The following is a 26,312-nucleotide window of genomic DNA, read 5'->3' as shown; positions in this document are numbered from 1 at the left end:
GATGGCGCTTCTGATCGACAGTCATTGCCATCTGGACTTTCCGGATTTCGCCGAAGAGCGGGATGCCATCATCACTCGGGCACGTCAGGCCGGCGTCGGCCTGATGCTGACGATCTCGACACGGCTTGATCAGTTCGATCGCGTGCTGGCCGTAGCGGAAGCTTATCCGGATGTTTATTGCACGGTCGGCATCCATCCGCATGAAGCCGACGATCATGTGGATGTGGCCGCCGCGAAGCTGATCGAATTGGCCCGGCATCCCAAGGTGGTCGGCATCGGCGAGACCGGCCTGGATTACTTCTACGAGCACAGTGATCGTGAAGCCCAAAAAACCTGCTTTCTGGCCCATATCGTGGCCGCGCGGGAAACCGGCCTGCCGGTGGTGATCCATACCCGCGATGCGGATGAGGATACCGCCGCGATCCTGGATGCCGAAATGGCCAAGGGCAAATTCAAGGGCCTGCTGCATTGCTTCTCGTCCGGCCATGCACTCGCCGAACAGGCCGTGAAGCATGACATGATGGTGTCCTTTTCGGGAATCCTGACATTCAACAAGGCGCGAGGCGTTCAGGACTCCGCCCAGGCGCTGCCGATGCAGAACCTGCTGGTGGAAACCGATGCACCATATCTGGCGCCGGTTCCTCTGCGCGGTAAACGGAACGAGCCTTCCTTCGTGGCGCATACGGCTGCCTTCCTTGCCAAGCTGAAGGGCGTCAGCGTGTCTGAAATCACCGATACGACCACAGCGAATTTCCTGCGCATGTTCGACAAGGTGCCGCGCGACGCCGTCAGCGATCGCCGCGCCGCCTGAGATCAGCATGCGCGCTATCATCCTCGGTTGCGGGACTTCCACCGGCGTGCCGCGTATTGACGGCGCCTGGGGCGACTGCGATCCGGCCGAGCCGAAGAACCGGCGCAGCCGCGGCTCCATTGTGGTAGAGCAGGGCAGTACCCGGCTTCTGATCGATACCAGTCCTGATCTGCGCAGCCAGTTCCTCGCCAACAACCTGACCTCGGTAACGGCGGTGGCCTGGACCCACGACCACGCCGACCAGACTCATGGCATGGATGATCTGCGGATCATGGCCTATACGTCGGGCCAACGCGTGATCGGCTACGCTGACGACTTCACGATGAAACGGCTAAAATCAAAGTTCGGTTACTGCTTCGAGGCTGTCAGCGACGGCTACCCACCGATTGTCGAGCCGCGCCTGATCGATGGACCATTCACAATCGGCGCCATTGATGTGCAGCCCTTCATCCAGAACCACGGGAAGATTCACTCTCTGGGTTTCCGCTTCGGCGATCTGGCCTATTCGAACGATGTCGTTGGCCTGGACGACAAAGCCTTTGAGATTCTGGCCGGCGTAAAGGTCTGGATTGTAGATGCACTACGTTACAAACCGCATCCCACGCATAGCCATCTGGCCCAGACGTTGGAATGGATCGCTCGCCTCCAGCCGCAGCGGGCGATCCTGACCAACCTGAATTTCGAGCTCGATTACAATCGTCTCTGTTCGGAAATTCCACCTGGTGTCGAACCGGCCTATGACGGCATGGTGATCGAATGCTGAGCGTGGTGACGCCCTCGCTGAAATCCATCTGGGCTGTTTCGCAGCGTGGCGCCGTCGGCATGGCCAATCAGGCACTCGGCCTTGCTGAGGCGCTGTTCAATGGCGGCGGGTTCGCTTTACCGCAAAGTTTCGAGCTGGATTATCGCTGGCCCCATACCTGGTCGCCGATGCATCCGCTTTTCGCCAGCCTGAAGGCTGCGACACCGGAGACTGCCGCTGCTTTCGCAGATCAGCCCTGGCCGGACGTGCTGATTACCTGTGGCCGCAAGTCGGCGCTCTGGGCATTGGCGGTCAAGAAGGCCAGCCATGGCCGAACCGTGCTGATTCATGTGCAGGATCCCAAGACTGACCCGCGGCACTGGGATTTGCTGATTGTTCCCGAGCATGATCGCGTGCGAGGTCCCAACGTCATGCTGTCAAAAGGTGCGCTGCATCGCGTGACCCGCATGAAGCTGGACAGCGGCGCCGAAGCCATCCGTCGCGAATACCAGTATCTGCCGCGACCACTGGTCGCCGTGCTGGTTGGCGGCAATAACCGCTACTACACGCTCGATGATGAATGGATGCAGGAGTTCGTCGCGCAATTGCGCAACATGGCCGAGCGATCCGGCTGCGGACTGCTAACCAGCGTGTCGCGTCGCACAGGTGAGAGCGAGACCAATATCCTGCGTGGTGGTCTGGCCAGCCTGCCGGCAGCGCTGTGGGACGGGAAGGGACCGAACCCGTATTTCGGCTTCCTTGGCCTGGCCGATACCATCGTGGTGACCTGTGACAGCGTCTCGATGATTTCGGAGGCCTGCTCGACCGGCAAGCCGGTGCTGGTGGCCCGTCTGCCGGGGCGTTCCAAGCGGTTTGACGCCTTTTTCGAGAGCCTGCTCAGCCAAGGCCTGATCCAGTGGTTCGACGGGCGGCTGATGCAGTGGGAAAACCGCAGGTTGGATGACATGGACCATATCGCCAGTGACGTGCGGACCCGCTTGGGCTGGCGCTAAATTCCTGCATCAATTTGGCGATATAATATAACATTCCCTCCGCTAAACCCTTTATCTTGCGAGCGGTTCTCATTATTAATAGGCCGCCTCACAGATGCAGACCGCGCGAAGACGCGGTGAACCCGGAGTAATTCTGATGAACCATGATCTTTCCTTCATGGCGCTGGTCCTTAATGCTGACCCGATCGTGCAGATCGTGATGGCGATCCTGGTGCTGAGCTCGATCACCTGCTGGGCTATCGTGGTTGAGAAGCTGGTCAGTTTTTCCAAGGCCCGCCGTGCGGCCCGGTCGTTTGAAGCCGCTGTGAAGGCCGATGTCCTGCTGGCCAAGCCAGGCGAGGGCATCCAGGGATCGATCCTGGCCGCTGCGGCGCGCGAGAAGCGCGACGGCATCGATCCGGGCGAAAGCCGTTACGAATACCGGGTGCGTCTGGAAATGGTCATGCGTCAGGCCATGGCCCATCAGCTGCGCAAGCTTGAGCCCGGCCTGCCGTTTCTCGCCACCGTCGGTTCCGCCGCGCCCTTCGTCGGCCTGTTCGGCACCGTCTGGGGCATCATGAACAGCTTCACGGCTATTGCAGGCTCCAATGACACCAGCCTGGCCGTGGTTGCGCCGGGCATCGCGGAAGCGCTGTTCGCCACCGCGCTGGGCCTTGTCGCCGCCATTCCGGCCGTCGTGCTGTACAACAAGTTCAGCACCGACCTCGGTCGCCTCGCAGCACGCTTCAACACTGCCATCAATGAGGCCGCACGCCAGTTCTCGCGCGCCTCCGGTTCGTCGCATGTGGTGCGTCCGCATGCCGAGGCCGGTCAGTAAGGACGAACGCCATGGCCATTTCACCCATCGGCAGCGGCGGCAGCGACTACAGCAACGACGGCTTCGACGGCTACAAGCCGATGTCGGATATCAACGTGACGCCGTTCGTCGACGTCATGCTGGTGCTGTTGATCATCTTCATGGTTGCCGCGCCCCTCATGATGGTCGGCGTGCCGCTGCAACTGCCCAAAACCACCGCCGCCAAGGTAACGCCGCCGCGCGAGCCACTGGTCGTCAGTATCGACAGGGACGGCAAACTGTTCATCCGCAAGGATCCGGTGGATGAGGCCGACTTGATTCCGCGCCTGCAAGCCCTGCGCGGCAGTGAACCGGAGACGGTCATCTACGTGCGCGGCGACAAGACGCTGGAATACGGCAAGATCATGGATTTGATGAGCCTGGTCGGCAAAGCCGGCTTCGGCAAGATCTCGCTGGTTGCCGAAGGTGCCACGCAGGCGGCTGCACCAGCGAAATGAGCGTGATGCGCACCAAGGTCTCATCCTGGACGATTTCGGTTGCGGCGCATCTGATCGCCGTCGCGCTGCTGTTCTTCGGCCTGCCTTATTTCCAGAAGCCGATCATGGCCGAAGAGAAGTTCCAGGGCATTGAGGTGTTGCTGCTGGCCAGCGCGCCACCGGTGCAAGCGACGCCGCAGCCGATGGTGCAGCCACCACCGCCTCCGCCTCCACCGCCGGAAAAAGAACCCGATATCATCACGTCGAACAGCACCGAGCCTGATCTCGAACCTGTACCGCCGCCCAAACCCAAGCCGGTGGTGACCCGTCCGCCCAAACCGCAGCCGCCCAAGCAGGAACCACCGAAGCCGGTGGTGGAGACCCCACCGGCTGCAGCCCCTGCCGAGCAGGCTGCGCCGCAGGTGGCCGCGGCACCCGTCGCGCCGCCGGCGCCAGCCATCTCTGCGCCGCGCCTGCCGTCCAATCCGGATGCGGAAGCCAACTACTATGCGATCCTGCTGGCGACACTGGAGAAGCATAAGGAATATCCGCGCCGCGCCCAGTTGCGCCGCATGGAAGGGGTGGCTCATCTGCGCTTCACCATCGATGACCAGGGGCGTGTGACACGCCACAAGATCGAGCGCAGTTCAGGCTATGATGCACTGGACGAGGCTGTCGAACGGATGATCGCCAAGGCATCACCGCTGCCGCCGATACCCGCTAACCTGAATAAAAGTACTCTGGATGTGGTTGTGCCCATCCAGTTCTTCTTGAAATGAACTGACTTTCAGTCTGGGGAAGACCAATGACGCGACTGATCGCGACCTTTGCCATCCTGCTGGCCCTTTTCAGCGTGCCTGCCGGTGCGGCGGAAGCCGACAAGGCCAAAACCGCCGCCATCAAGACCTATGGCGACATCGCGCAGGCGATGTATGAAGACTCGCTGATCGCCGCCCGCAACTTGCAAAAGGCTGTGGCGGCGCTGGCCACCAAGCCGTCGGATGAAGCAATGAAGGCGGCACGCCAGGCCTGGATTGCCTCCCGCGTGCCTTACCAGCAGTCGGAAGTTCTCCGCTTCGGCAATCCGGTGGTGGATGAATGGGAAGGCAAGGTGAATGCCTGGCCACTGGACGAAGGCCTGATCGACTATGTAGATGCTGGCAAGTATGGCGAAGAGTCGGATGAGAACCCGGCCTATACCGCCAATGTTATTGCCAACAAGCGCATCAAGTTCGGTGGAAAAACGCTGGACGCGCGCGTGATCGACTGGAAGCTGCTGCGAAAACTGCATGAAGTCGGCGGTGTTGAGGCAAATGTCGCTACCGGTTATCACGCCATAGAATTCCTGCTCTGGGGCCAGGACCTCAACGGCACCGGTCCCGGCACCGGCAACCGGCCCTGGACCGACTATGCCAAGCAGGGCTGCACCAACGGCAATTGCGACCGGCGCGGTCAGTATCTGACCGTCGTCACCCAGATGCTGGTCGACGATCTGGCCTTCATGGTGAAGCAGTGGGCACCCGGCGCGGCTGCACGCAAGGTGTTGACCGCCAAGGGCGTCGATACCGGGATCAGTGCCATGCTGACCGGTTTGGGCAGCCTGTCTTACGGCGAACTGGCCGGTGAGCGCATGAAACTCGGGTTGCTGTTGCATGATCCCGAGGAAGAACATGATTGCTTCTCGGATAACACGCATAATTCGCATTACTATAACGTCGTCGGCATGCTGGCGATCTATGGCGGCGAATACACCCGTACCAACGGCACGCAGATCAAAGGCCCGGCGCTGACCCAACTGGTGCGCGTCGCTGCACCCGACATCGATGCCGAGATGCGCGCCAAGCTGAAAGCGACGCTGGATGCCGTTGCCGCGATCAAGCAGCGCGCCGAAACCAAGGAATCCTATGACCAGATGCTTGCCGACGGGAATGCCGAGGGCAACGCTGTGATCCAGGCCGCCATTGATCGCCTGACTGACCAGACCAAGACGCTGGAGCGTGCGGTTGCGGCACTCAAGCTGAAGGTGACCTTTGAAGGTTCCGACAGCCTTGATGCGCCCGACAAGGTCGGCAAGAAATAATCACTCCGGCAGCGCCGGGGTGCATGACCATGTTGTGTGACGATGCCTGCACCCCGTTACCTGATCCTTGCGCTTTGCCTGTTGGTCGCGACCGGCGCACGGGCGGCTGACGATCGCTTGCCGGGCGGTGCGTCGACCAGCCGCAAGCGGGCCGATGCCGCAGCCTTTTCGCATCCTGTCGCAACCATGCCGGTCGAACGGCAGCTCGATTTCCGTGTCGGCGACGGCATCTTCCGCAAGCTCTGGGCCTCGTCACCCAGTTCCACCACCTCATCCGACGGTCTGGGGCCGCTGTTCAATGCCCGTAGCTGCCAGTCCTGCCACCTGAATGACGGCCGTGGCCGTCCGCCGGCCAAAGGCGAACAGCCCGTCTCGCTGATTCTGCGTCTCAGCATTCCGGCACAGAGTGATATCGATCATGCGCTGCTGGCTCAGCTGAAGCGTGGCGTGACGCCGGAGCCAACCTACGGCACGCAGCTCCAGACTTTTTCAGTTCAGGGCCTGCTGGCCGAGGGACGCATCGCTATCAGCTATGCGGATATGCCGGTGCGTTTCACCGATGGCACCGTGGTCACCCTGCGCAAACCGCAATATCGCATCATGGACACCAATTACGGTCCGCTGCATCCGCAGACCATGGTTTCACCACGCGTGTCGGTTCCGCTGATCGGCCTAGGCCTGCTGGAGCTGATCCCGGAAGCGGACATCCTTAAACGTGCCGATCCCGAAGATCTCGATGGTGACGGCATCGCCGGCACTCCCAATCAGGTCTGGAGTCAGGCCGAGGGCAGGGTGATGCTGGGGCGCTTCGGCTGGAAGGCCGGCATGGCGACCATCGCTGACCAGGTGGCCGAAGCCTTTGCCAACGATCTCGGCCTGTCGGCACCGCTGCGTCGCGGGGCCTCGCATGGAGAATGCACGGCGGCGCAACGCGACTGCCTGCGCCTGCCAACCGGCGACGATCCGCGCGAGGGCGTCGAGGTGCCGGCAAAGATGTTTGATCTCACGGTCTTCTATGCACAGCATCTGGCTGTCCCTGCGCGTCGGCAGGCTGGCCAGCCGGCGGTGCGGCGTGGGCAGGGGCTGTTTGCAGCTGCGGGCTGCGAGAGCTGCCACGCCGAACGCTTCACGACCGGGGAGAATGCTGCGCGGCCAGAACTCTCCGGCCAGATCATTTTTCCGTATAGCGACCAGTTGCTGCATGACATGGGCGAGGGGCTGGCTGACAATCGTCCGGAAGGACTGGCTAGCGGCCGTCACTGGCGCACGCCGCCGCTCTGGGGCATCGGTCTGACCAGAACAGTCAGCGGCCATGACAACCTGTTGCATGACGGTCGTGCCCGCGGTGTGCTGGAGGCGATCCTCTGGCATGACGGCGAAGCAGCGGCGGCAAAACGTCGCGTCCTGCAGATGAACCGTAGCGAACGTGACGATCTGCTGGCTTTTATCAGTTCCCTGTAATCCTTGGAGTCTGCCATGCGTCTCTCTGGCCTGATCCTGTGCCTCATCGTTGGTCTCCTCAGCCTACCCGGCCATGCCGTGGAGCCGGAGGCCTACAAGGCCCTGAATCGCGCCGCGGTCGAGACGCATATCCAGCCACGCTATGATGCGCTGGTGACGGCGACCGCCGATCTGGATACAGCCGCGAAGGCCTTCTGCACTGTTCCTTCGACGGTAAAACTGCCTGACCTGCAGTCTGCTTTCGGCCGCACCATGGATGCCTGGCAGGATATCCAGCATGTGCGCTTCGGGCCAATCGACTGGTTCTTCCGCAGCCAGCGGTTCGCCTTCTGGCCTGACCAGCGCAACACCATCACCAAGCAGATGTCCGAGATGCTGGCCAAGCATGCTGCTGGCGCCGTCGATGTCGACACCATGGCCAAGGGCAGTGTGGCGACGCAGGGCCTGCCGGCGCTGGAACGCCTGATCTTCGGTGAAGACGCCAACAAATTGACTGCGGGGAATGAATCCGCCTATCGCTGCCGTTATGTGCAGGCGATCGCCACCAACCTGTCGCATATCGCACAGGAGACGCGCAGTGCCTGGCGCGAGGGCGGCGACAAGGCCTTTGCGAAATCGGTGACTGACACCGGCAAGCCGGATGCGCCCTATCGTGACGAGCAGGAAGCGGCGCTCGAACTGTTCAAGAGCCTCTATACCGCCGTCGAACTCTCGGCCGATCACAAGCTGGCGCGCCCGCTCGGCGCCTCGGTCAACGACGCCCGGCCGCGCGTGGCAGAGTCCTGGCGCAGCCAGCGTTCACTGCGCAATGTGCAACGCAATCTGGAAGCGGCGCAGAACCTCTATCAGTCTGCTTTCTCGCCGGCCGTGACCGACAAGCCGCTGGATGCCGCCATCCGTGACGCCTTCTCTAAATCCCTGAATGCCGCGTCGGCCCTGAAAGTGCCGCTGGAAACTGCCGTGCAGGATAAGGCGGCCCGGCCACAGGCCGAAAAGCTGGCGGCCGAAGTGCTGGCGCTGAAGAAGCTGCTGCTGGAGAAATTGCCACCGGCACTGGATATCCCCGTCGGCTTTAACGCGCTGGATGGCGACTGAGATGATTATTACCCGTCGCACGGCGCTCCCCCTGTTGGGGACCGTGGCCCTGCTGCCGGCCGGTCTGCGGGCGGCTGCGCCGGATCGTCTGTATCTCAATGCTTATGGCGAAAAAGGCGGATTCGGCTTCGCAGCTTTCGATTCCAATGGCACGATCCGATATCAACGGCCGTTGCCGCAGCGCGGCCACAGCTTTGCCCGCAGTCCCGATGGCCGCATCGCCGTGGCGTTTTCGCGCCGTCCCGGCGACTTCGCCTTTGCCTTCGATCCGCAGAGCGGCAATGAAGGGCGCATGATCCCGGCGGCCCGCGACCGCAGCTTCTGCGGCCATGGCGCCATCACGTCTGACGGCCGGTTGCTGTTCGCCACCGAGGTGATTGCTTCGACAGGCGAGGGCGTGCTGGGTATCTATGCGGCGCGCGAAAACTGGAACCGCGTCGGCGAGTATCGTACCCACGGCCTCGATCCCCATGAAATACGACTGATGCCCGATGGCCAGACCCTGGTCGTGGCCAATGGCGGCATCCTGATGCGCGCCGATCTGCCGCGCCTGAAACTGAACATCGCCGACATGGACCCGTCGCTGGTCTATCTCGATGGTCGCGATGGCCGCGTGATCAGCCAGATCAGGCCTGAGAAAGAACTGCATCAGCTCAGCATCCGGCATATCGCCATCGACCGGCAGGGCCGTGTAGCCATCGCCATGCAGTATGAGGGCCCGGAAGAGGACGATGTACCGCTGGTAGCCCTGCATGATGCATCAGCCGGTGCAAAAACCCTGCGCTATCTCGCCATGCCCGAGGAACAGCGCGCCGCGCTGCAGCAGTATTGTGGCTCGGCCGCCATGGATGACAGCGGCCGCTATCTTGCGGTCAGCAGTCCACGCGGCAACCGTGTGCTGGTCTGGGATATGCACCGGGAAGAACTGGTGCAGGTGGGCGAGGCACGCGACGTTTGCGGCATCGCGCCGCAGGCCGGGTCCGGCTTCTTCGCCTCAAACGGCCTGGGACGCCTGTTCAAACTGCGAACGGGCGGCCAAATCGAGGATCTGGCCGCCCGCAGCGGGATTCAGTGGGACAACCACATGGTGGTTGTCGCCTGACGTCTTAGTTCAGGCCGATCGTCGTCAGGTCCTGGAACCAGTGCTGGGCCTGAATGAAGCTTTTCACCTTGGGATGCATGGCATGCGGATTGGTGTCATGCACAACCCAGAGGTAATGCACCTCGTCGACATAAATCTCATGCAGCTTGGCCATGATGGCATCCTGCTTTGAGATGTCAGCCGTGGCGCGCGCCTCGTCGACGAGCGCGTCCACCTTGGGGTTATCATAGAAGCCCCAGTTCACGCCGTTCGGCGAGGTGTACTTGCTGTAGAGGAAGCGGACGAAGGCGTAGAAGGGGTCCGAGGTTACATAAGCCAGGTTGATCGCCGTGATACCCTGGTTGATGTCGGACTTCGCGCCGCTGCGCCAATGGGTGTACAGGGTTTCCAGTTCGACAACCTTGAATTCGAGCTGGATGCCGACTTCGCCCAGCGCCTGCTGCACGTATTCATTCATCGGCAGCGACAGCATCTGGCCGGTGCCGCCGGTCGCGATCACCACCGTGGCCTTCAGTGGCTTTTCCTTGGAGTAACCAGCTTCAGCCATCAGCTTCTTGGCGGTCGTCGGGTCATACTTGATGTCGAAGCTGGGCTTGCCGAACCACGGGCTGGTCGGATCGACCTGGCCCTTGGCCGGCATGGCCAGACCATTCAGCAGCGCGACGACCTCATCGCGATTGATCGCCAGGTTGGCGGCCTTGCGTACGCGGATATCGGTCCAGGGCGAACCGGGCAGTAAGCTGAAGTGATAAGGCCAGACATGCGGCGTGACATTCTGCACGATCTTCATGTTGGCTTTCTTGAGCTGCGGTACCGCATCCGGCGCCGGAGTCTCGATGATATCGACCTGGCCCGACAGCAGCGCGGCAGTGCGCGCCGAGGCTTCCGGGATCGGCACCAGGACGATCTTGTCGGCCTTGGCGATGCGGGTCTTGTCCCAGTAGTTCGGATTCTTGGTCAGTTCGGCCTGCTCGCGCGGCACCAGCTTGCTGAGCATGAATGGACCGGTACCCGACGGGGTGGAGGCGAACTTGTCCCAGTCCTTGCCGACCTTTTCATACTGGGCTGGGCTGGAAATCAGGAACCACGAGAGCTGCCAGAGGAACAGGGCGTCTTGCGCCTTGGTGGTGATCTCTACGGTGTAGTCGTCGATCTTGCGCCAGCTCGCGACCGAAGGAATACGCGGGCGCACCTGCGAGGCCTGCTTGACATCATAATGTGGCGACTTGTCGTTCAGCACCTTTTCCAGGTTCCAGACCACGGCGTCGGCCGTGAACTCCGAGCCGTCGTGGAACTTCACGCCCTTGCGTAGAGTGAACACCCACTTCTTCGGATCGGCCGGATCGACCTTCCAGCTTTCGGCCAGCCCCGGGACCAGCTTGCCCGGCCGGTCGGCGATGTTCAGTTCAACCGCGACCAAGGGGTCGTAGATGGTATGGCCGGTGAACTGGTAGCCGCCCGCGCCATTGTTCGGCTGGCCGGCGGTAAGCGGAATATCGGCCATCGAGATGCCATAGCGGATGACGCTCTGCGCATGGGCGGCCACCGTTGTCAGGGCAGTACCGGCCAGCAGGGTCAGAGCCAGGGCGGCGGCGGTCACAGTGCGGCGCCAGGACGCCTGCGGAGGGATTTGGGGGAGGCTCATAGAGCGGCTCATGTCGGTATCTCCAGAAATGGTCGCCGCAGTGGATGCCGGGCAACGGCGGAGAAATTGCAAAGAGCGCGCCATACGGAGAAAGCGGCATATACACGGGGTTATGCGAGGACGCCTTGTGAGCCTGCCCAACCGACGTGCAGCAGGCGGCATCGAAAGCAGCGGTTCTGGTTGAACCTATAGCGGTACCATTCCGGCGATGATCGTTCTGACGATAACTGATGTCCTGATCTGGAAGCGAGCGATCCGTAACCGGCCGGACCAAAGGGCTGTATAGAAATATATTTGATTATAATGGCTTAGCTCGCATCTTTTATTTTCCATAATATACATTATCCGATAAACAGATAAAGATTAGGAAGTCAGTTTCGCTGCCCCGTCCGAGGCAAACCGGTAGCACTACGAGGCTAGAGAATTGCCTATCCTACCCGTTTATCAGCGTCGCCACTTCCGACGTTATGGATGTGAGGCAACATGCGAGACGATCAGGTCGAACGGGTGCAACAATCCTTCCGCATCATCCAGCAGCACCGCACGGATTTTGCCGGATTGTTTTACCAGAATCTGTTTGCTGCCGATCCCTCATCCGAGGTGCTGTTTCGCTCGGTGGACATGCCGGCCCAGCAGACCAAGCTGATGGCCACCCTGGAGGTCATTGTCGCCAATCTGTATGACCTGCCTAAAATCACGCAGGCCATTCTGGAACTGGGCGCCCGCCACACGACCTATGGCGTTACCAAGCTCCACTATGATCGCGCCGGCGATGCTTTGCTGCAGACCATCGAAGAGACCTTGGGGCCGGATTTTGACGATGAAATCCGGCAGAGCTGGCAAAATGCCTATGACCTTGTGTCTTTCATGATGCGCTCAAGCAGCCGGATTTAACGTGTATATAAGACTCTTGGAAGCTAAACCCGATCTTATATATAATAATATCTCTATAATATATTGATATTATTGAATATACTACATAATTCCCACATCCAAAGGACGTGATCGCTGGCGCTTGTCGATCCGGACAGGTGCGCCCTCTTGCTGATCAGTTCCACGTGATTGTCATCCGGCTCTGGTAGCGAGGGGCATGATCGAGTAAAGCCCATCCCAAAATCCATCGCCTCTCCAGGAGTCTCCAAGAATGAAGCACGTGGCGTATTCCGGCCGACTGGTCATCCTCGGTTTCGGCAGCATCGGCCAGGGCGTCCTGCCCCTGATCCTGCGTCATATCGACATGCCGACCGACAAGATCACCATCGTGACCGCGGAAGAGCGCGGCCATGATGTCGCCAACGAATACAAGATCAAGTTCGAGAAGATCGCCCTCACCCGCGACAATTACCGCACGGTACTGCAGCCCCTGCTGACCAAGGGCGACTACCTGCTGAACCTGTCGGTTGATGTTTCGTCCGTCGCGCTGATCGAACTGGCCCAGGAACTGGGCGCCATGTATCTCGACACCTGCATCGAGCCTTGGGCAGGCGGTTACACCGATCCGTCCAAGTCACCCTCGCAGCGGTCGAACTATGCCCTGCGTGACTCTGCTCGCGCGCTGATCTCCAAATACAAGAACGGCCCAACCGCTGTACTGACCCATGGCGCCAATCCTGGCTTGGTCTCCCACTTCGTCAAGGAAGCGCTGCTGCATATCGCGCGCGACACCGGCGTCAGCACGACTGTACCCAAGGATCGTGCTGGTTGGAGTGCCCTCGCCCAGACGCTGAACGTCAAGGTCATCCATATCGCCGAGCGCGATACCCAGGTGGCTGAGCACCAGCCCAAGGAACGCGACGAATTCGTCAATACCTGGTCGATCGACGGCTTCGTCGGCGAAGGCTGCCAGCCGGCCGAACTCGGCTGGGGCAGCCATGAGAAGCAGATGCCGGCCGACGGCCGCCGTCACGACTTCGGTTGTGATTCCGCCATCTACCTGCTGCGTCCCGGCGCCGGCACGCGCGTGCGCACCTGGACCCCGCTGGAAGGTCCCTTCCACGGCTTCCTGGTCACGCATAACGAGTCCATCTCGATCTCTGATTATTACACCGTGAAGCAAGGCGACAAAGTCGCCTATCGTCCGACGGTGCATTATGCCTATCACCCCTGCGACGACGCCGTGCTCTCTGTACATGAAGTTGCCGGCAAGAACTGGGAGATGCAGTCGCGTAAGCGCCTGATGATGGACGAGATCACCAGCGGCATGGACGAGCTGGGCGTACTGCTGATGGGACACAAGAAGGGCGCTTACTGGTATGGCTCTCGCCTCACCATCGAGGATGCCCGCAAGTTGGTGCCACATAACAACGCCACTAGCCTGCAGGTGACCGTTGCTGTGCTCGCCGGCCTGATCTGGGCCATCGAAAATCCGACCGCCGGCCTGGTCGAGGCCGATGAACTGGATCACGCCCGCATCATGGAAATCTGCCTGCCCTATCTGGGCGAGATGGCCGGTGCGTACAGCGACTGGACCCCGCTGCAGGATCGCGAAAAGCTGTTCCCCGAAGAGGTGGACCGCGATGATCCGTGGCAGTTCAAGAATTTCCGCGTCATCTGAAACGCGATACTTTCAAACGGGTCCGTCAGCAATGACGGGCCCGTTTCGATTCAAGGTTCTTCAGATCTATCCTTGATCGAGCACACTCCGCAGCTTCTGCGCCAGTTCCTGCAAACGGTACGGCTTCCCCAGAAAAGCATCGCCTGGTTCCAGTTGCGTGGCGTTAGGCATGCTCGAACCCAGGAATCCTGACGTGAACAGGACCTTTAAATCCGGACGCAGTGCGAGCGCCGTCTGCGCCAGCTCCTGACCCGTCATGCCGCCCGGCATGACGATATCAGTGAACAGCAGATTGATGGCCTCGCCATTCTTGAGATGCGCCAGTGCCGTGGCAGGCGTATCGGCCTCCAGGACCTTATAGCCGAGATTGGTCAGCTGTCGGACCGCGATCTGGCGCACGTTGGTGTTATCATCGACCACCAGAATGGTCTCACCGCCGGGCGGGATTTGCGTCCCGGCGTCCTGCTGCGCCGGCGCCTGATCCTTCACATTCTTTGCCGGTGGCAAATAAATGCGGACAACCGTCCCTCGCCCGACTTCGCTGTATATTTTGATGTGACCACCCGATTGCTTCACAAACCCGAACACCATGCTGAGGCCCAGGCCGGTCCCTTGCCCGACGGGCTTGGTGGTGAAGAAGGGATCGAAGACCCGCGCCAAGCTTTCAGGCGGAATGCCGCTGCCTGTGTCGGACACAGCCAGGACAACATAATCGCCGGGAATCACTTCCGGGTGGAGTGCCGTATAGCCTTCATCCAGCGCGCTTTTCTGCGTCGTGAATGTCAGTCGGCCGCCCTCCGGCATTGCATCCCGGGCATTCGTGGCAAGATTGGCGATGGCCGAGCCGAACAATGCCGGGTCGATCATCACTTCCGGAAGGTTGGACTTGGGATCGAACGTGATTTCGATATGCTCGCCTAAAGTCCGGCGCAGCAGCTTTATCATGTCGACGACGAGTTCATTCATGTCGCAACGACGCGGCTGCAATGGCTGCTTGCGGGAAAACGCCAACAGCTGCTTTGTCAGTTCTGCGCCTTGCAGAGCGGCATCCAGAGCTGTCTGCGCGTATTCCCCGGCTTCACCGTCATTTTTCAAATGGTCTTCCAGCAAATCCAGGTTTCCGACCACGACAGCCAGCAGGTTGTTGAAATCATGCGCCAGACCACCGGTCAGCTGTCCGATTGCCTCCATTTTCTGGGATTGCCGTAGCTGCTGCTCCAGTTTGCTGCGCTCTGTAATGTCGCGGGCAATCACCAGGATGCGGGTGTGATCACCGATCTGTATCCGGGACGATGCGATTTCGATAAGCGTTTCCTGATCTCCCGCCGCAAGATGCAAATCAGAGACGCGGTGAAACGCTGCAGTCAGCAATTGATCGATATTGGCCTGAACTTCGGGTGAATCCTCCCTGGCGAGGAAGCTTGTGAACTGGTTTCCCAGGATGTCGGAGCGCGGATGCCCCAGCAGGATTTCTGTCTCGCGGTTGGCTTCCAGAATTACACCAGCTGTATCAAGCACAAGAATTCCATCCTGCGCCTGCTCCATGAACAGGCGGTATTTTTCTTCCGACGCCTGCACCTGCCCTTCCAGGCCGCGGGCGTAGTCATCCAACCGGTCATTGGCAATCGCAAGGCTTGTATGAGACTGCGCCAGCTGAGCGTAAAGCCTGGTGTTTTCCAGCAGGAGTATGATCAGGACGAAACTGGCTGCCAGCAATCCGTAAATCCGGCCGGCATAGAAGCCCAGATCGAACCGCGCGGCATTTAACAGGGCACTGAGCGTGACATCGCAGAACCAGGCGAACATCACCACCATCAGCCATGTATCAAGGATCGAATGCGGGCGTGAACGCCACAAGAGAAGCAAGGCAATCAGGCTGAGGCCGATATCGACCGAAACGACACCGACCAGAGCCGGCGCCATGACATTGCCTCGCATGATGGCTGGCAGGGCAGCATGCCCCATCGTTGTCAGCAGAAGCAGGGCCGTGACGATCACTGCAACCACGGCAATGCTTGCCAGAATGGCATTGCGACTTGATGGCGCAGATATGAAATCCGCGTCGCGCTTTCTCAACAAGGCATAGGCGATAACAGCCAGCGGAAAGCCGCCATGCCAGAACATGTACAGCCAGGCCGTCGTCTGCCCGCCACCGAGCAGCCCGCCCGGTGCGAAAAGGCCGGGGAAGCTCAGGGTATGCAGGACGACCATGAGAGAGGTGAAAAGATACCCGCTGGCCAGAACCAGCAGCGCCCGTGACCGGATGATGCTGAATTGTCCGAACAGCAGCACGGCCGTGATCAGATCATTGACCAGCAGGGCGGACTGGTAGATCGGGATGAAGGCATCCAACCGGGCCAGCGGCATCTTTGCGAAAGGTGCCGCGGCGACAAAGACCAGAATGGAAACGGCAACGACGGCCAGCGCAAGGCGCTGTTCTGCCCGTCCGGCGGACGCCATGGAAAGAAAGACTTTATCCGCAGCCATTTCGCTCTCACTTGGCGAAAATGTGAACTTATGCGCGTCCTAACATTGAGCATTTCAGGTAAAGGTTCAACCGGAAATGCCTGTGTATTGCCTATGCCTGCCGGTTCAACGCATCCTGTCGGCCCCCCAAGGATATAGCCATGACGACATCCCAAGACCTTTCCAGCCTGGCCGAGTTGCTGCGCATCATGGCGCAACTGCGCAACCCCGATGGCGGCTGTCCCTGGGACCTGGAGCAGACTTTCGCGACCATCGCGCCTTATACAATCGAGGAAGCCTACGAGGTCGAGGATGCCATCGCGCGCAACGACCTGCCCGGCCTGAAAGATGAACTGGGCGACCTGCTGCTGCAGGTGGTGTTTCATGCCCGCATGGCTGAAGAGGCCGGCCACTTCGCCTTCCCCGATGTCGCCGCCGGCATCGCCGACAAGATGATTCGCCGCCATCCCCATGTCTTCGGCAATGTCGAAGCCGATCACGCGGATGCGGTGAGCAGCAACTGGGAAAACATCAAGGCAGCCGAACGGGCGGCCAAGACCCAGAGCGCCATCGAGGACGGTCTTTCGCCAGTTCTGGCCGGCGTGACCCCAGGATTGCCCGCGCTGCTGCGTGCCGTGAAGCTGCAGAACCGTGCAGCGCGCGTCGGCTTCGACTGGCCCGACAAACGTCCGGTACTCGACAAGATCAGGGAAGAGCTCCAGGAGCTTCAAGACGAGATCGAAGGCGGCACGCCAGAGGCCATGGCCGAGGAATTCGGTGACTTTCTCTTCGTCGTCGCCAATCTCGCCCGGCACCTGAAACTCGATCCCGAAGCATGCCTGCGTGCAGCGAACCGGAAATTCGAACGCCGCTTCAGTCAGATGGAATCCATTCTCAAGACAGAACATAAGGATTTGGACAGCAGCGATCTTGCCACCATGGATGCTGCCTGGAACGAAGCTAAACAGCGCGAAAAGCGCTAGCACGTATCCAGCCACGATATGGCCCCGGAATAGCCTTCCGAGCGTCCCGCGAGCGCCACACTTCGCTCCGATATCCTGCAATGCACTATTAGCCGAATCAAAAGCTTGTAGCTGCCGCAGGAGACTTTTCTGCATCTGCGGCGGGAACTAGCAGACCTGCGTTCCGGTTTTAATCAGGTCATTCACCAGCGTCAGGAGGATATCGCCATGCGCAAGATCGCCGTCGCCGCCATTTCCGCCCTCGCCCTGCTTGCCGCCGCGCCGCCGGCAGCCGTCTACGCCGCTTCAAGCGGCACCTGGGATCAGATCGAAGGTAACTGGAACCAGTTCGCTGGCAAAGCCAAGCAGCGCTGGGGCAAGCTGACCGAAGATGACGTCACAGTGATCAACGGCAAACGTCAGGAACTGGTCGGCAAGATTCAGGAGCGTTACGGCATCGCCAAGAAGGAAGCCGAAAAGCAGGTCGACGAATGGGAGAAGACCCAGTCCGTCCGCAACTGACCTGCACGCCACCAGGCAAGAAAGGATTTCACCATGGGTGACAGCACCAAACGCGAAGCCAACCTGAAGGCTGCCCTGCCTTCTTGGGATCGTGTCGAAGGCAACTGGAAACAGTTCGCCGGCAGGGCCCGTGAGCGCTGGGGCGAGCTGACCGATGACGACCTCGATGTCATTGCCGGCCGCCAGCAGCAGCTCGTCGGCAAGATCCAGGAACGCTATGGCATCCTGACAGATCAGGCCGAGCGTCAGATCGCAGACTGGCTCAACGAAGTTTCCAAGCCCCAGACCAAAAGCAAGCATTGAGGAGTATTGATCATGGCAACCCGTACACGCCGGCGTAGCGCCGCAACAGCCGATGGTGACATTGACGTCCTCCGCGATCAGGTCGCGGATGTCGGAAGTCAGCTCGGTGCCCTCCTTGAACGCGCCAAGAAGGACGGCACAGCTCTCGCCGAGGCCGAGATCGTTGCCCTGCAGGCAAAGCTGCAGGAAGTGACCGGTGACCTCAAGGATCGTGGTCGCGAAGCCTTGGACAAGCTTGAAGAGACCGTGCAGGAACATCCGGGCGGCAGTCTTCTGGCAGCTTTCGCGGCCGGTGCCCTGCTGGCCATCCTGCTGCGTAAATAATGGCTTCGCCACTTGCAGCCATACTGCCGGGCCTGTTGATGAGCGGCATTCAGGCGGCAGCCTCGAAACGGCAGCGACAGCGCATGGCTGTCGTGGCCGTATTGGGGATCATTGCCTGTGCGGCTCTGTTCGCAGCCTTCGTGCTGTTCGGTTGGGCACTGTTCCTGAACTACGGCCTGAGCATGACGCCACATGGCGCTGCTGCGGCCGCCGGCGGCACACTGATTGGCGTGATCGTGGTAATCGGGATTCTGGCCGCGCTGGCCTGGACCTATTGGCCCCGTCACAGCTTCCAGGGTGATATCGACAAGATTCGCGCCGAGATCGAGCCGTTCGCCCGTAAACACCCTCTAGCTTCAGTGGGTGTGGCTGCCGGCCTGGGCGTGGTGCTGAGTTCCCTGCTGCGAAAGTAGCGAAACGAGTCGTCAGCATGAAAAAAAGAAAAAGGCGCAGATTTCAGTCTGCGCCTTTTTGCTGTTCGGAGTTCTGAAAGATCAGAACGGAATCTCGTCATCCATGTCGTCACGACGGGCCGGCGCGCCACCGCCGCTGGAACGGCCACCGCCGCCACCCGAGCCGCCGCCACTCCCGTAATCGTCACCACCGCCGCTGCTGAAGCCTCCGCCTGCGCCACCACCGCCTTCACGGCCGTCCAGCATGGTCAATTCGCCGCGGAAGCGCTGCAGCACCACCTCGGTGGAATATTTCTCGGCGCCATCCTTGTCGGTCCACTTGCGGGTCTGCAGCGAGCCCTCGATATAGAGCTTCGAGCCCTTCTTTAGGTACTGCTTGGCGACCTTGACCAGATTCTCGTTGAAAATGACCACCCGGTGCCATTCGGTGCGCTCCTTGCGCTCGCCCGAGGCCTTGTCCCGCCAAGTTTCGGAGGTCGCAACCGACAGCTGGGCGATCTCCTCACCCGACTGCATGCTGCGGATTTCGGGGTCGCGCCCTAGGTTACCAACCAGGATTACTTTGTTGACGCTGCCAGCCATTGTTTAACCCCTATCCGTTCTTGAACTAGTCCTATAATATACAAGGCGGGTATAGTGAACAACTGTCCCGTAAAGCGCAATAATCGGCACCCCCAGATACCGGCGTTTATCCATGCAGAAGTTCATATCCGTACGCGGCGCCCGCGAGCATAATCTCCGTAATGTCGACGTCGACATCCCCCGCGACAAGCTGGTTGTCCTGACCGGCCTGTCCGGCTCGGGCAAGTCCTCGCTGGCTTTCGACACCATTTATGCCGAGGGCCAGCGCCGCTACGTCGAATCGCTCTCGGCTTATGCTCGCCAGTTCCTGGAGCTGATGCAGAAGCCCGATGTGGACCATATCGACGGTCTCAGCCCCGCAATCTCCATCGAGCAGAAAACTACCTCGAAGAACCCGCGTTCGACGGTCGGTACTGTCACCGAAATCTACGATTACCTGCGTCTGCTCTATGCCCGCGTCGGCGTGCCCTACTCACCCGCCACTGGCCTGCCCATCGAAAGCCAGACGGTCAGTCAGATGGTCGACCGTGTGCTCGGGATGCCCGAAGGTACCCGCCTACTGCTGCTGGCCCCGATCGTGCGCGGCCGCAAGGGCGAGTACCGCAAAGAGCTGCAGGACCTGCAGAAGCGCGGCTTTCAGCGTGTGAAGGTCGACGGCAAGCTGTACGAGATCGGCGAAGTCCCGGCGCTTAACAAGAAGCTGAAGCACGATATCGAGGTCGTGGTCGATCGCGTGGTGGTGCGCAGCGACATCCAGAGTCGCCTGGCTGATTCCATCGAGACCGCGCTGAACCTGGCCGACGGCATCGCCTTTGCCGAAAATGCCGACAAGGACGAACGCACGATCTTCTCGGCCAAGTTCGCCTGCCCGGTTTCGGGCTTCACCATCGAGGAAATCGAACCGCGGCTGTTCTCCTTCAACAGCCCGCATGGCGCCTGTCCGGTCTGCGACGGTCTCGGATCGAAGATGTATTTCGATGCTGCCATGGTGGTGCCGGAAGAAGGCATCTCCTTACGTGAAGGCGCCATCGTGCCGTGGTCACGCGCCGCGACGCCCTCGCCCTATTATCTGCAGACGCTGGAAGGTCTGGCCAAGTTCTACAAGTTCTCGCTGGCGACCAAGTGGAAGGACCTGCCGATCAAGACCCGTAAGGCCATCCTGCAAGGCTCAGGCGAGGATGTCGTGCCGATCACCTATGACGACGGCATGCGGACTTATACAGTGAAGCGGCCGTTCGAAGGCGTGCTGCCCAATCTGGAGCGTCGCTGGCGCGAGACCGAATCCGACACCATCCGCGAGGAACTGTCGCGTTATCAATCCGCCACCTCCTGCGAAGCCTGTAACGGCTATCGTCTCAAGCCTGAAGCGCTGGCCGTGAAAGTCGGCGCCAAGAACATCGGCGAGGTCTGCGAGTTTTCGATCCTGGAAGCGCGCCAATGGTTCCTCGATCTGACCAAGAAACTGAAGCCCAAGGAAAAGGACATCGCGTCCCGAATCCTGAAGGAGATCAACGATCGCCTCGGATTCCTGGTCAATGTTGGCCTCGACTACCTCTCGATGTCGCGGTCGTCCGGCACGCTGTCGGGCGGTGAAAGCCAGCGCATCCGCCTGGCGTCCCAGATCGGCTCAGGCCTGACCGGTGTGCTGTATGTGCTGGATGAACCTTCCATCGGCCTGCATCAGCGCGACAACGCCAAGCTGCTGGAGACGCTGGTTCATCTGCGCGACATCGGCAACACCGTATTGGTGGTCGAGCATGATGAAGAAGCCATCCGTCAGGCCGATTACGTAATCGACATGGGGCCGGCGGCCGGCGTGCATGGCGGTGAAATCATCGCCCAGGGCACACCTGAAGACATCATGACGTCCAAGAAATCAGTCACCGGCCAGTATCTAACCGGCGCCAAATCGGTCGCCGTGCCGAAGGTGCGTCGCAAGCGTGTTCTGAACAAGCAGATCAAGGTGATCGGCGCCAAGGCCAACAACCTGCAGAACATCAACGTCGATTTCCCGCTGGGCATCTTCACCTGCGTCACCGGCGTATCGGGCGGCGGCAAGTCGACCCTGACCATCGAGACGCTGTTCAAGGCGATCTCACGCAAGCTGAACAACAGCCGCGAGCTGCCGGGTGCCCATGAACGCATCGAGGGTCTGGAATGGCTCGACAAGATCGTCGACATCGACCAGTCGCCGATCGGCCGCACGCCGCGCTCGAATCCAGCCACCTATACTGGTGCCTTCGGTCCGATCCGCGACTGGTTCGCCGGCCTGCCGGAAGCCAAGACGCGTGGGTATGCCCCGGGCCGCTTCTCGTTCAACGTCAAGGGCGGTCGATGCGAGGCCTGTCAGGGCGATGGTTTGATTAAGATCGAGATGCACTTCCTGCCTGACGTCTACGTGCAGTGCGATGTCTGCAAGGGCAAGCGCTACAACCGCGAGACGCTCGAAATCCATTATCGCGACAAGTCGATTGCCGATGTGCTCGACATGACGGTGGAAGACGGGGCCCAGTTCTTCAAGGCCGTTCCCACCATCCGCGAGAAGCTGGAAACGCTGGAAAAGGTCGGCTTGGGCTATATCAAGATCGGGCAATCAGCAACGACGCTCTCTGGCGGCGAGGCACAGCGCGTCAAGCTGGCCAAGGAACTGTCCAAGCGCGCCACCGGCCGCACGCTCTACATTCTGGATGAACCGACCACGGGCCTGCATTTCGAGGATGTACGCAAACTGCTTGAAGTGCTGCATACCCTGGTCGATTCCGGCAACACCATGATCGTCATCGAGCACAATCTCGAAGTCATCAAGACGGCCGACTGGATCGTCGATATGGGCCCCGAAGGCGGCAGCGGCGGCGGTCGCGTCGTGGCCCAGGGAACGCCCGAAGATGTAGCCAAGGTCAAGGAAAGCTATACAGGCCAGTATCTGAAAGAGTATCTCAAACCGGCGGCGCAGCGCGCCACACCGAACCAGAAGAAATCAAGCCGCGCCGCGGCGGAATAACGAAGCCAAGGGGAAGTCGAATCCATGATTACGCGTAAGGCCCTCACCCTGTCCGACGTTCAGGCGATTGCCGCCGGTGCCGAAGCCGAGGCAAACCAGAACAACTGGAAAGTCAGCATCGCCATCGTCGATGATGGCGGCCATCTGCTGCATTTCCAGCGCCTCGATGGCGCGCCGACCCAGTCGACCTATATCAGTCAGGGTAAGGCCAAGGCTGCCGCCTTCTCGCGCAAGCCGACCAAGAACCTGGAAGACGTGATTGCCAACGGCCGCACGGCCTTCCTGACGGCCGCTGCAGTGAGCGACATGGTGCTGCTCGAAGGCGGCGAGCCGATCATCGTGGACGGCGTCTGCATTGGCGCCGTCGGCGTCTCGGGCGTGAAATCCAGCGAGGATTCCCAGATCGCCCTGGCCGGCATCGCCAAGCTGGTCTGATCCATCTCCCATGACAGGCGGCCGCCAGAAGAAGGTCCCGAAGAAGATCACACCGGACTATCTGGAAAAGGCCGCCCTGTTCTATCTGGAACGGTACAGCAGTTCGGTGGAAAATCTCCGCCGAACGCTGGATCGCAAAATACGGCGCTCCATCGCCGAACATGGTGCACCGACAGAAACCGAAGCCGTGGGCTGGGTTACCGCCCTGATCACCAAGCTGCAGCGCAATCACCTGCTGGATGATCGCAAATATGCCGAAAGCCGGGTCCGACGCCTGTATGCTGAAGGCAAGTCACTCGGCCGGATCAAGCAGACGCTGGCCGTGAAGGGTGTGGGAAAAGAGGATGTTGCAGCCGCGCTCGAGCGCTTGCAGGACGAAACCGATACGCCAGTTTCCGATCTGCCTGCAGCCGCGGCCTTTGCCCGCAAGCGCAAGCTGGGACCCTATCGTGCCGACCCCGAGGAACGCCGAGCGATGAAGCAGAAAGATCTCGGCGCTCTGGCGCGCCGCGGCTTCAGCCAAGCGATCGCCATGAAGATTTTAAGCGCTGCCGACGTGCCGGCGCTGGAGGACCTTTTGCATGACGCAGATTAAGCCCGTTCATATCATTGGCGGCGGTCTCGCCGGTTCGGAAGCAGCCTGGCAGGTATCCCGTATGGGTGTGCCGGTGGTGCTGCACGAGATGCGGCCGCACCGTAAGACCGATGCGCACCAGACCGACAATCTGGCCGAGTTGGTCTGTTCGAATTCTTTCCGCTCCGACGATGTCGAAGGCAATGCCGTCGGCCTGCTGCATGAAGAGCTGCGGCGCTGCAATTCGCTGATCATGCGCGCGGCCGAAGTGGCCAAGGTGCCGGCTGGCGGTGCGCTGGCTGTCGACCGTGATGTCTTCTCGGGCGAAGTGCAAACAGCCATCGCCGCCGAACCGCTGATCAAGCTGGAACGCGGCGAGGTTGCCGGCCTGCCGCCAGAGGACTGGGACAACGTGATTGTGGCGACTGGCCCCCTCACCTCGCCGGCGCTGGCTGAAGCAGTCGGTCAGCTCAGCGGCCTGCAGAGCCTCGCCTTTTTCGATGCCATTGCACCGATCATCCATAAAGACAGTATCGACATGGACAAGGCCTGGTTCCAGTCACGCTATGACAAGGTCGGTCCGGCCGGTGATGGTGCCGATTACATCAACTGTCCTTTCGAGAAGCCAAACTATCTCGAATTCCATGCCGCATTGCTGGCGGCTGAGAAAACGGAGTTCAAGGACTGGGAAAAGAGCACGCCCTATTTCGAGGGTTGCCTGCCGATTGAGGTGATGGCCGAGCGCGGTCCGCGCACACTGACCTTCGGACCGATGAAACCAGTCGGCCTGACTGATCCGAGAACCGGTCGCAAACCCTATGCCGTCGTGCAATTGCGCCAGGATAACAAGCTGGGCACGCTCTACAACATGGTAGGCTTCCAGACCAAGATGAAGCATGGTGAGCAGACACGCATTTTCCGTTTGATCCCCGGTCTGGAGAATGCGCAATTTGCCCGGCTGGGCGGCATTCATCGCAACACTTTCCTGAATTCACCCAAACTGCTGGATACCCAGTTGCGCATGAAGGCGATGCCGCGCCTGCGTTTCGCCGGTCAGGTGACGGGCGTTGAAGGCTATGTTGAAAGCACAGCTATCGGACTGATTGCCGGCCGCATGGCTGCCGCGCAGCGTCTGGGCAGCGAACAGACGCCGCCGCCAGCGACCACAGCACTTGGCGCCCTGCACAACCACATTACCGGCGGCGCTGATGCCAAGCATTTCCAGCCGATGAACGTGAACTTTGGCCTGTTCCCGCCGCCGGGAGAAGAAGTGCACAAGAGCGAGCGAAAGCGCGCCCTGAGCCGCCGGGCGCTCAACGATCTGGGCCTCTGGCTCAAGGACCATGCAGCCGCGGCAGCCTAAATCCGCCCGCGCAAGGATGCCCAGAGCAGTGCCAGCTGCTTCTTCAACGGTGTAACACGCGGTTCGGCAATCACCGGGTCGTAACCACTTCCTTGCAACGCCTTCAGATGCAGACTAGCCAGTGTTGCAGGCAGCAATGCCGGCAAGGCTGCGCGTGGTGCCTTTGCATTTTTTGCTGACTGCAGCCGCTGCCTGGCCTCGACGGCCAACTCGGCCAGCACGGCCGGCAGTTTGGCGCTGCAATCGGTCTGATGCAGCTCGTCCGGCGACAGGCCATGCGCACCCAGCAAGCTGGCGGGAAGCAGGACGCGTTGTTGTGCGATCAAGTATGGCGCCGCGCGCAACAGACCGATGAGCGCATAGGCGGTGCCGGCATCTCGTATCAGCGCATCATCGGCCCTGCTCTCCAGCAGCTGCAGCGCCAGCCGCATCAGAGGCGCGGATGTCAGTTCGGCATAAGACAACAGCGCTGCCATATCGGCCGGCGGCTGCTCTTCCATGTCCTGCTCGCGTGCATCAATGAGGGCATTCACCTGTTCGATGTCCAGGTCACGGCAATGGGCATGCAAGGCCAGGACAACCGGATGCTGACGCGGCGTGCCGGCACGAATACCGTCCCAGGCCTCGCGCCACCATTGCAGACGAATCTGGCCGATCATCGGCTGGCTCACGGCTTCCCGTGCCCGCGCGATCTCGGCATTGAACGCGTAGAGCGCGAACAGGCCGGCGCGCCGATCATCCGGTGCGAACAGGGCCGTCAGCCAGCGATCGGGATCGTATCGCTTCAGCTCGCGGGCGCAGTGGTCGTCTGGCGATTCGATCATGTGGAAATGGTGGTTTTATGGTACGGTTCGGCCAGCGAATCAGGGGAATGTTGCACGCAGATCAGCGTCATCGATTCGCCCCTTCCCAGCCCCGTCTCCGGGGCGCCCATCCGCGGACCGCATCAAGCAACGCCTGAACAAGAACAACAAGGACCAGCATCATGGCAAAGATTTTGGAAAACCTCTACAAGGCGCTCGGCGCCGGCGTCGTCCTGGCGCTGGTCGTCTTCCTCCTTGTCCATCGCAACAGCGTTGACGCGGCCTTCGCCAGCTTCTTCGTCCGTTGGCTGCATGTGCTCTCAGGCATCCTGTGGATCGGCCTGCTCTGGTACTTCAACTTCGTCCAGATTCCGACCATGCCGAAGATCCCGGCCGAACTGAAGCCCGCCGTGGGCAAGTTCATCGCGCCGGAAGCCCTGTTCTGGTTCCGCTGGGCCGCTGTGGCCACGGTGGTCACCGGTCTGGTCCTGTCGATCCTGAACGGCTATGGCCACCAGGCCTTCGCCATGCAGGAAGGCAGCCGCACCATTGGCATCGGCATGTATCTCGGTCTGTTCATGGCGGCCAATGTCTGGTTCATCATCTGGCCGAACCAGAAGAAGGCGCTGGGCATTGTCCCGACCGACGATGCCTCTAAGGCCAAGGCAGCCCGCATGGCCATGCTGGGCTCGCGCACCAACTTCGTGCTGTCGATCCCCATGCTGTATTGCATGGTCGCCCAGCAGAATGGCGGCGCCTGGTAAGCCGACGCTCCAGCCAAACGAACGA

At 60.6% G+C, this 26,312-nt stretch carries 26 protein-coding genes; 22 read left to right on the top strand and 4 right to left on the bottom strand.

Going from position 1 to position 26,312, the window contains the following annotated elements; all coding sequences use genetic code 11:
- The first annotated feature begins 1 nt into the window (after position 1).
- The 10 genes from AC1RRE_RS18740 (at position 2) to AC1RRE_RS18695 (ending at position 9,576) form a co-directional block, all read left to right on the top strand.
- Positions 2 to 811, top strand: a complete 810-nt coding sequence (locus tag AC1RRE_RS18740) for a TatD family hydrolase (protein ID WP_492983320.1) — start codon at positions 2 to 4, stop codon at positions 809 to 811.
- Positions 812 to 818: 7 nt separating this feature from the next.
- Positions 819 to 1,574, top strand: coding sequence for an MBL fold metallo-hydrolase (locus AC1RRE_RS18735; RefSeq protein WP_492983318.1), 756 nt, complete (start codon positions 819 to 821; stop codon positions 1,572 to 1,574).
- A complete protein-coding gene (locus tag AC1RRE_RS18730; RefSeq protein WP_492983316.1) occupies positions 1,568 to 2,566 on the top strand; it encodes a mitochondrial fission ELM1 family protein in 999 nt (332 codons plus the stop codon). The genes AC1RRE_RS18735 and AC1RRE_RS18730 overlap by 7 nt, the downstream gene beginning before the upstream one ends.
- A gap of 136 nt (positions 2,567 to 2,702) precedes the next feature.
- Positions 2,703 to 3,383 carry a MotA/TolQ/ExbB proton channel family protein gene (locus AC1RRE_RS18725; protein WP_492983314.1) on the top strand — a complete coding sequence of 227 codons (681 nt, stop codon included), beginning with the start codon at positions 2,703 to 2,705 and terminating at the stop codon, positions 3,381 to 3,383.
- Between the two features lie 11 nt (positions 3,384 to 3,394).
- Positions 3,395 to 3,859, top strand: coding sequence for an ExbD/TolR family protein (locus tag AC1RRE_RS18720; protein ID WP_492983312.1), 465 nt, complete (start codon positions 3,395 to 3,397; stop codon positions 3,857 to 3,859).
- On the top strand, positions 3,856 to 4,617 hold the full coding sequence (locus tag AC1RRE_RS18715; protein WP_492983310.1) for an energy transducer TonB family protein: 762 nt from the start codon (positions 3,856 to 3,858) through the stop codon (positions 4,615 to 4,617). The genes AC1RRE_RS18720 and AC1RRE_RS18715 overlap by 4 nt, the downstream gene beginning before the upstream one ends.
- Positions 4,618 to 4,643: 26 nt before the next feature.
- A complete protein-coding gene (locus AC1RRE_RS18710) occupies positions 4,644 to 5,918 on the top strand; it encodes an imelysin family protein (protein WP_492983308.1) in 1,275 nt (424 codons plus the stop codon).
- A gap of 42 nt (positions 5,919 to 5,960) precedes the next feature.
- Positions 5,961 to 7,379 carry a di-heme oxidoreductase family protein gene (locus AC1RRE_RS18705; protein WP_492983306.1) on the top strand — a complete coding sequence of 473 codons (1,419 nt, stop codon included), beginning with the start codon at positions 5,961 to 5,963 and terminating at the stop codon, positions 7,377 to 7,379.
- Between the two features lie 15 nt (positions 7,380 to 7,394).
- Positions 7,395 to 8,474 (top strand): imelysin family protein, encoded by a 1,080-nt coding sequence (locus AC1RRE_RS18700; RefSeq protein WP_492983304.1) that lies wholly within the window; start codon positions 7,395 to 7,397, stop codon positions 8,472 to 8,474.
- A gap of 1 nt (position 8,475) precedes the next feature.
- Positions 8,476 to 9,576, top strand: a complete 1,101-nt coding sequence (locus AC1RRE_RS18695; protein ID WP_492983302.1) for a DUF1513 domain-containing protein — start codon at positions 8,476 to 8,478, stop codon at positions 9,574 to 9,576.
- A 4-nt stretch (positions 9,577 to 9,580) separates the two neighbouring features.
- Here the strand turns inward: AC1RRE_RS18695 and AC1RRE_RS18690 are convergent, their stop codons facing one another.
- Positions 9,581 to 11,221 (bottom strand): ABC transporter substrate-binding protein, encoded by a 1,641-nt coding sequence (locus AC1RRE_RS18690; RefSeq protein WP_492983300.1) that lies wholly within the window; start codon positions 11,219 to 11,221, stop codon positions 9,581 to 9,583.
- A gap of 483 nt (positions 11,222 to 11,704) precedes the next feature.
- Here AC1RRE_RS18690 and AC1RRE_RS18685 point away from each other — a divergent pair, with 483 nt between their 5' ends.
- Together AC1RRE_RS18685 and AC1RRE_RS18680 are read left to right on the top strand one after the other, a co-directional pair.
- The gene (locus tag AC1RRE_RS18685; RefSeq protein WP_492983298.1) at positions 11,705 to 12,115 is read left to right on the top strand and encodes a globin domain-containing protein; all 411 of its coding nucleotides are present in this window, start codon (positions 11,705 to 11,707) and stop codon (positions 12,113 to 12,115) included.
- Between the two features lie 250 nt (positions 12,116 to 12,365).
- Entirely contained in the window at positions 12,366 to 13,775 is a 1,410-nt protein-coding gene (locus tag AC1RRE_RS18680; protein WP_492983296.1) for a homospermidine synthase, read from the top strand.
- Positions 13,776 to 13,841: 66 nt separating this feature from the next.
- Here AC1RRE_RS18680 and AC1RRE_RS18675 read toward each other — a convergent pair whose 3' ends face one another.
- Entirely contained in the window at positions 13,842 to 16,262 is a 2,421-nt protein-coding gene (locus tag AC1RRE_RS18675; protein WP_492983294.1) for an MASE4 domain-containing protein, read from the bottom strand.
- Between the two features lie 140 nt (positions 16,263 to 16,402).
- On the opposite strand from AC1RRE_RS18675, the gene mazG reads away from it, so the two are divergent.
- The 5 genes from mazG to AC1RRE_RS18650 all read left to right on the top strand — a co-directional run bounded on the left by mazG (position 16,403) and on the right by AC1RRE_RS18650 (position 18,765).
- Positions 16,403 to 17,224: a nucleoside triphosphate pyrophosphohydrolase gene (gene mazG, locus AC1RRE_RS18670; RefSeq protein ID WP_492983292.1), complete on the top strand. Its 822-nt coding sequence runs from the start codon at positions 16,403 to 16,405 to the stop codon at positions 17,222 to 17,224.
- A 207-nt stretch (positions 17,225 to 17,431) separates the two neighbouring features.
- Positions 17,432 to 17,725, top strand: coding sequence for a CsbD family protein (locus AC1RRE_RS18665; RefSeq protein ID WP_492983290.1), 294 nt, complete (start codon positions 17,432 to 17,434; stop codon positions 17,723 to 17,725).
- A gap of 33 nt (positions 17,726 to 17,758) precedes the next feature.
- Positions 17,759 to 18,028, top strand: coding sequence for a CsbD family protein (locus tag AC1RRE_RS18660; protein WP_492983288.1), 270 nt, complete (start codon positions 17,759 to 17,761; stop codon positions 18,026 to 18,028).
- A 12-nt stretch (positions 18,029 to 18,040) separates the two neighbouring features.
- Positions 18,041 to 18,352, top strand: a complete 312-nt coding sequence (locus tag AC1RRE_RS18655; RefSeq protein WP_492983286.1) for a hypothetical protein — start codon at positions 18,041 to 18,043, stop codon at positions 18,350 to 18,352.
- 38 nt (positions 18,353 to 18,390) lie between these two features.
- Entirely contained in the window at positions 18,391 to 18,765 is a 375-nt protein-coding gene (locus AC1RRE_RS18650; RefSeq protein WP_492983284.1) for a hypothetical protein, read from the top strand.
- An 81-nt stretch (positions 18,766 to 18,846) separates the two neighbouring features.
- On the opposite strand, the gene AC1RRE_RS18645 is transcribed toward AC1RRE_RS18650, so the two are convergent.
- A complete protein-coding gene (locus AC1RRE_RS18645) occupies positions 18,847 to 19,347 on the bottom strand; it encodes a single-stranded DNA-binding protein (protein WP_492983282.1) in 501 nt (166 codons plus the stop codon).
- A gap of 112 nt (positions 19,348 to 19,459) precedes the next feature.
- Here AC1RRE_RS18645 and uvrA point away from each other — a divergent pair, with 112 nt between their 5' ends.
- Genes uvrA through trmFO form a run of 4 tightly spaced genes read left to right on the top strand, consistent with a single transcriptional unit; the run spans position 19,460 to position 24,720 of the window.
- Positions 19,460 to 22,348 carry an excinuclease ABC subunit UvrA gene (gene uvrA / locus AC1RRE_RS18640; protein ID WP_492983280.1) on the top strand — a complete coding sequence of 963 codons (2,889 nt, stop codon included), beginning with the start codon at positions 19,460 to 19,462 and terminating at the stop codon, positions 22,346 to 22,348.
- Positions 22,349 to 22,372: 24 nt separating this feature from the next.
- A complete protein-coding gene (locus AC1RRE_RS18635; RefSeq protein WP_492983278.1) occupies positions 22,373 to 22,783 on the top strand; it encodes a GlcG/HbpS family heme-binding protein in 411 nt (136 codons plus the stop codon).
- A 10-nt stretch (positions 22,784 to 22,793) separates the two neighbouring features.
- Positions 22,794 to 23,378 (top strand): regulatory protein RecX, encoded by a 585-nt coding sequence (locus tag AC1RRE_RS18630; RefSeq protein ID WP_492983276.1) that lies wholly within the window; start codon positions 22,794 to 22,796, stop codon positions 23,376 to 23,378.
- On the top strand, positions 23,365 to 24,720 hold the full coding sequence (gene trmFO / locus AC1RRE_RS18625; RefSeq protein WP_492983274.1) for a methylenetetrahydrofolate--tRNA-(uracil(54)-C(5))-methyltransferase (FADH(2)-oxidizing) TrmFO: 1,356 nt from the start codon (positions 23,365 to 23,367) through the stop codon (positions 24,718 to 24,720). The genes AC1RRE_RS18630 and trmFO overlap by 14 nt, the downstream gene beginning before the upstream one ends.
- Here the strand turns inward: trmFO and AC1RRE_RS18620 are convergent.
- Complete coding sequence (locus tag AC1RRE_RS18620; RefSeq protein WP_492983272.1) at positions 24,717 to 25,544, bottom strand: phytoene/squalene synthase family protein; 828 nt, start codon at positions 25,542 to 25,544, stop codon at positions 24,717 to 24,719. The genes trmFO and AC1RRE_RS18620 overlap by 4 nt on opposite strands.
- Positions 25,545 to 25,705: 161 nt before the next feature.
- On the opposite strand from AC1RRE_RS18620, the gene AC1RRE_RS18615 reads away from it, so the two are divergent.
- Positions 25,706 to 26,287, top strand: a complete 582-nt coding sequence (locus AC1RRE_RS18615) for a urate hydroxylase PuuD (RefSeq protein ID WP_492983270.1) — start codon at positions 25,706 to 25,708, stop codon at positions 26,285 to 26,287.
- Positions 26,288 to 26,312: the final 25 nt, after the last annotated feature.

It is taken from the genome of Ferrovibrio sp. GW821-FHT12D07, from assembly GCF_058807275.1.
Note: the sequence above shows the minus strand (reverse complement) of the source record. Positions and strands in the feature narration are given on the sequence as shown.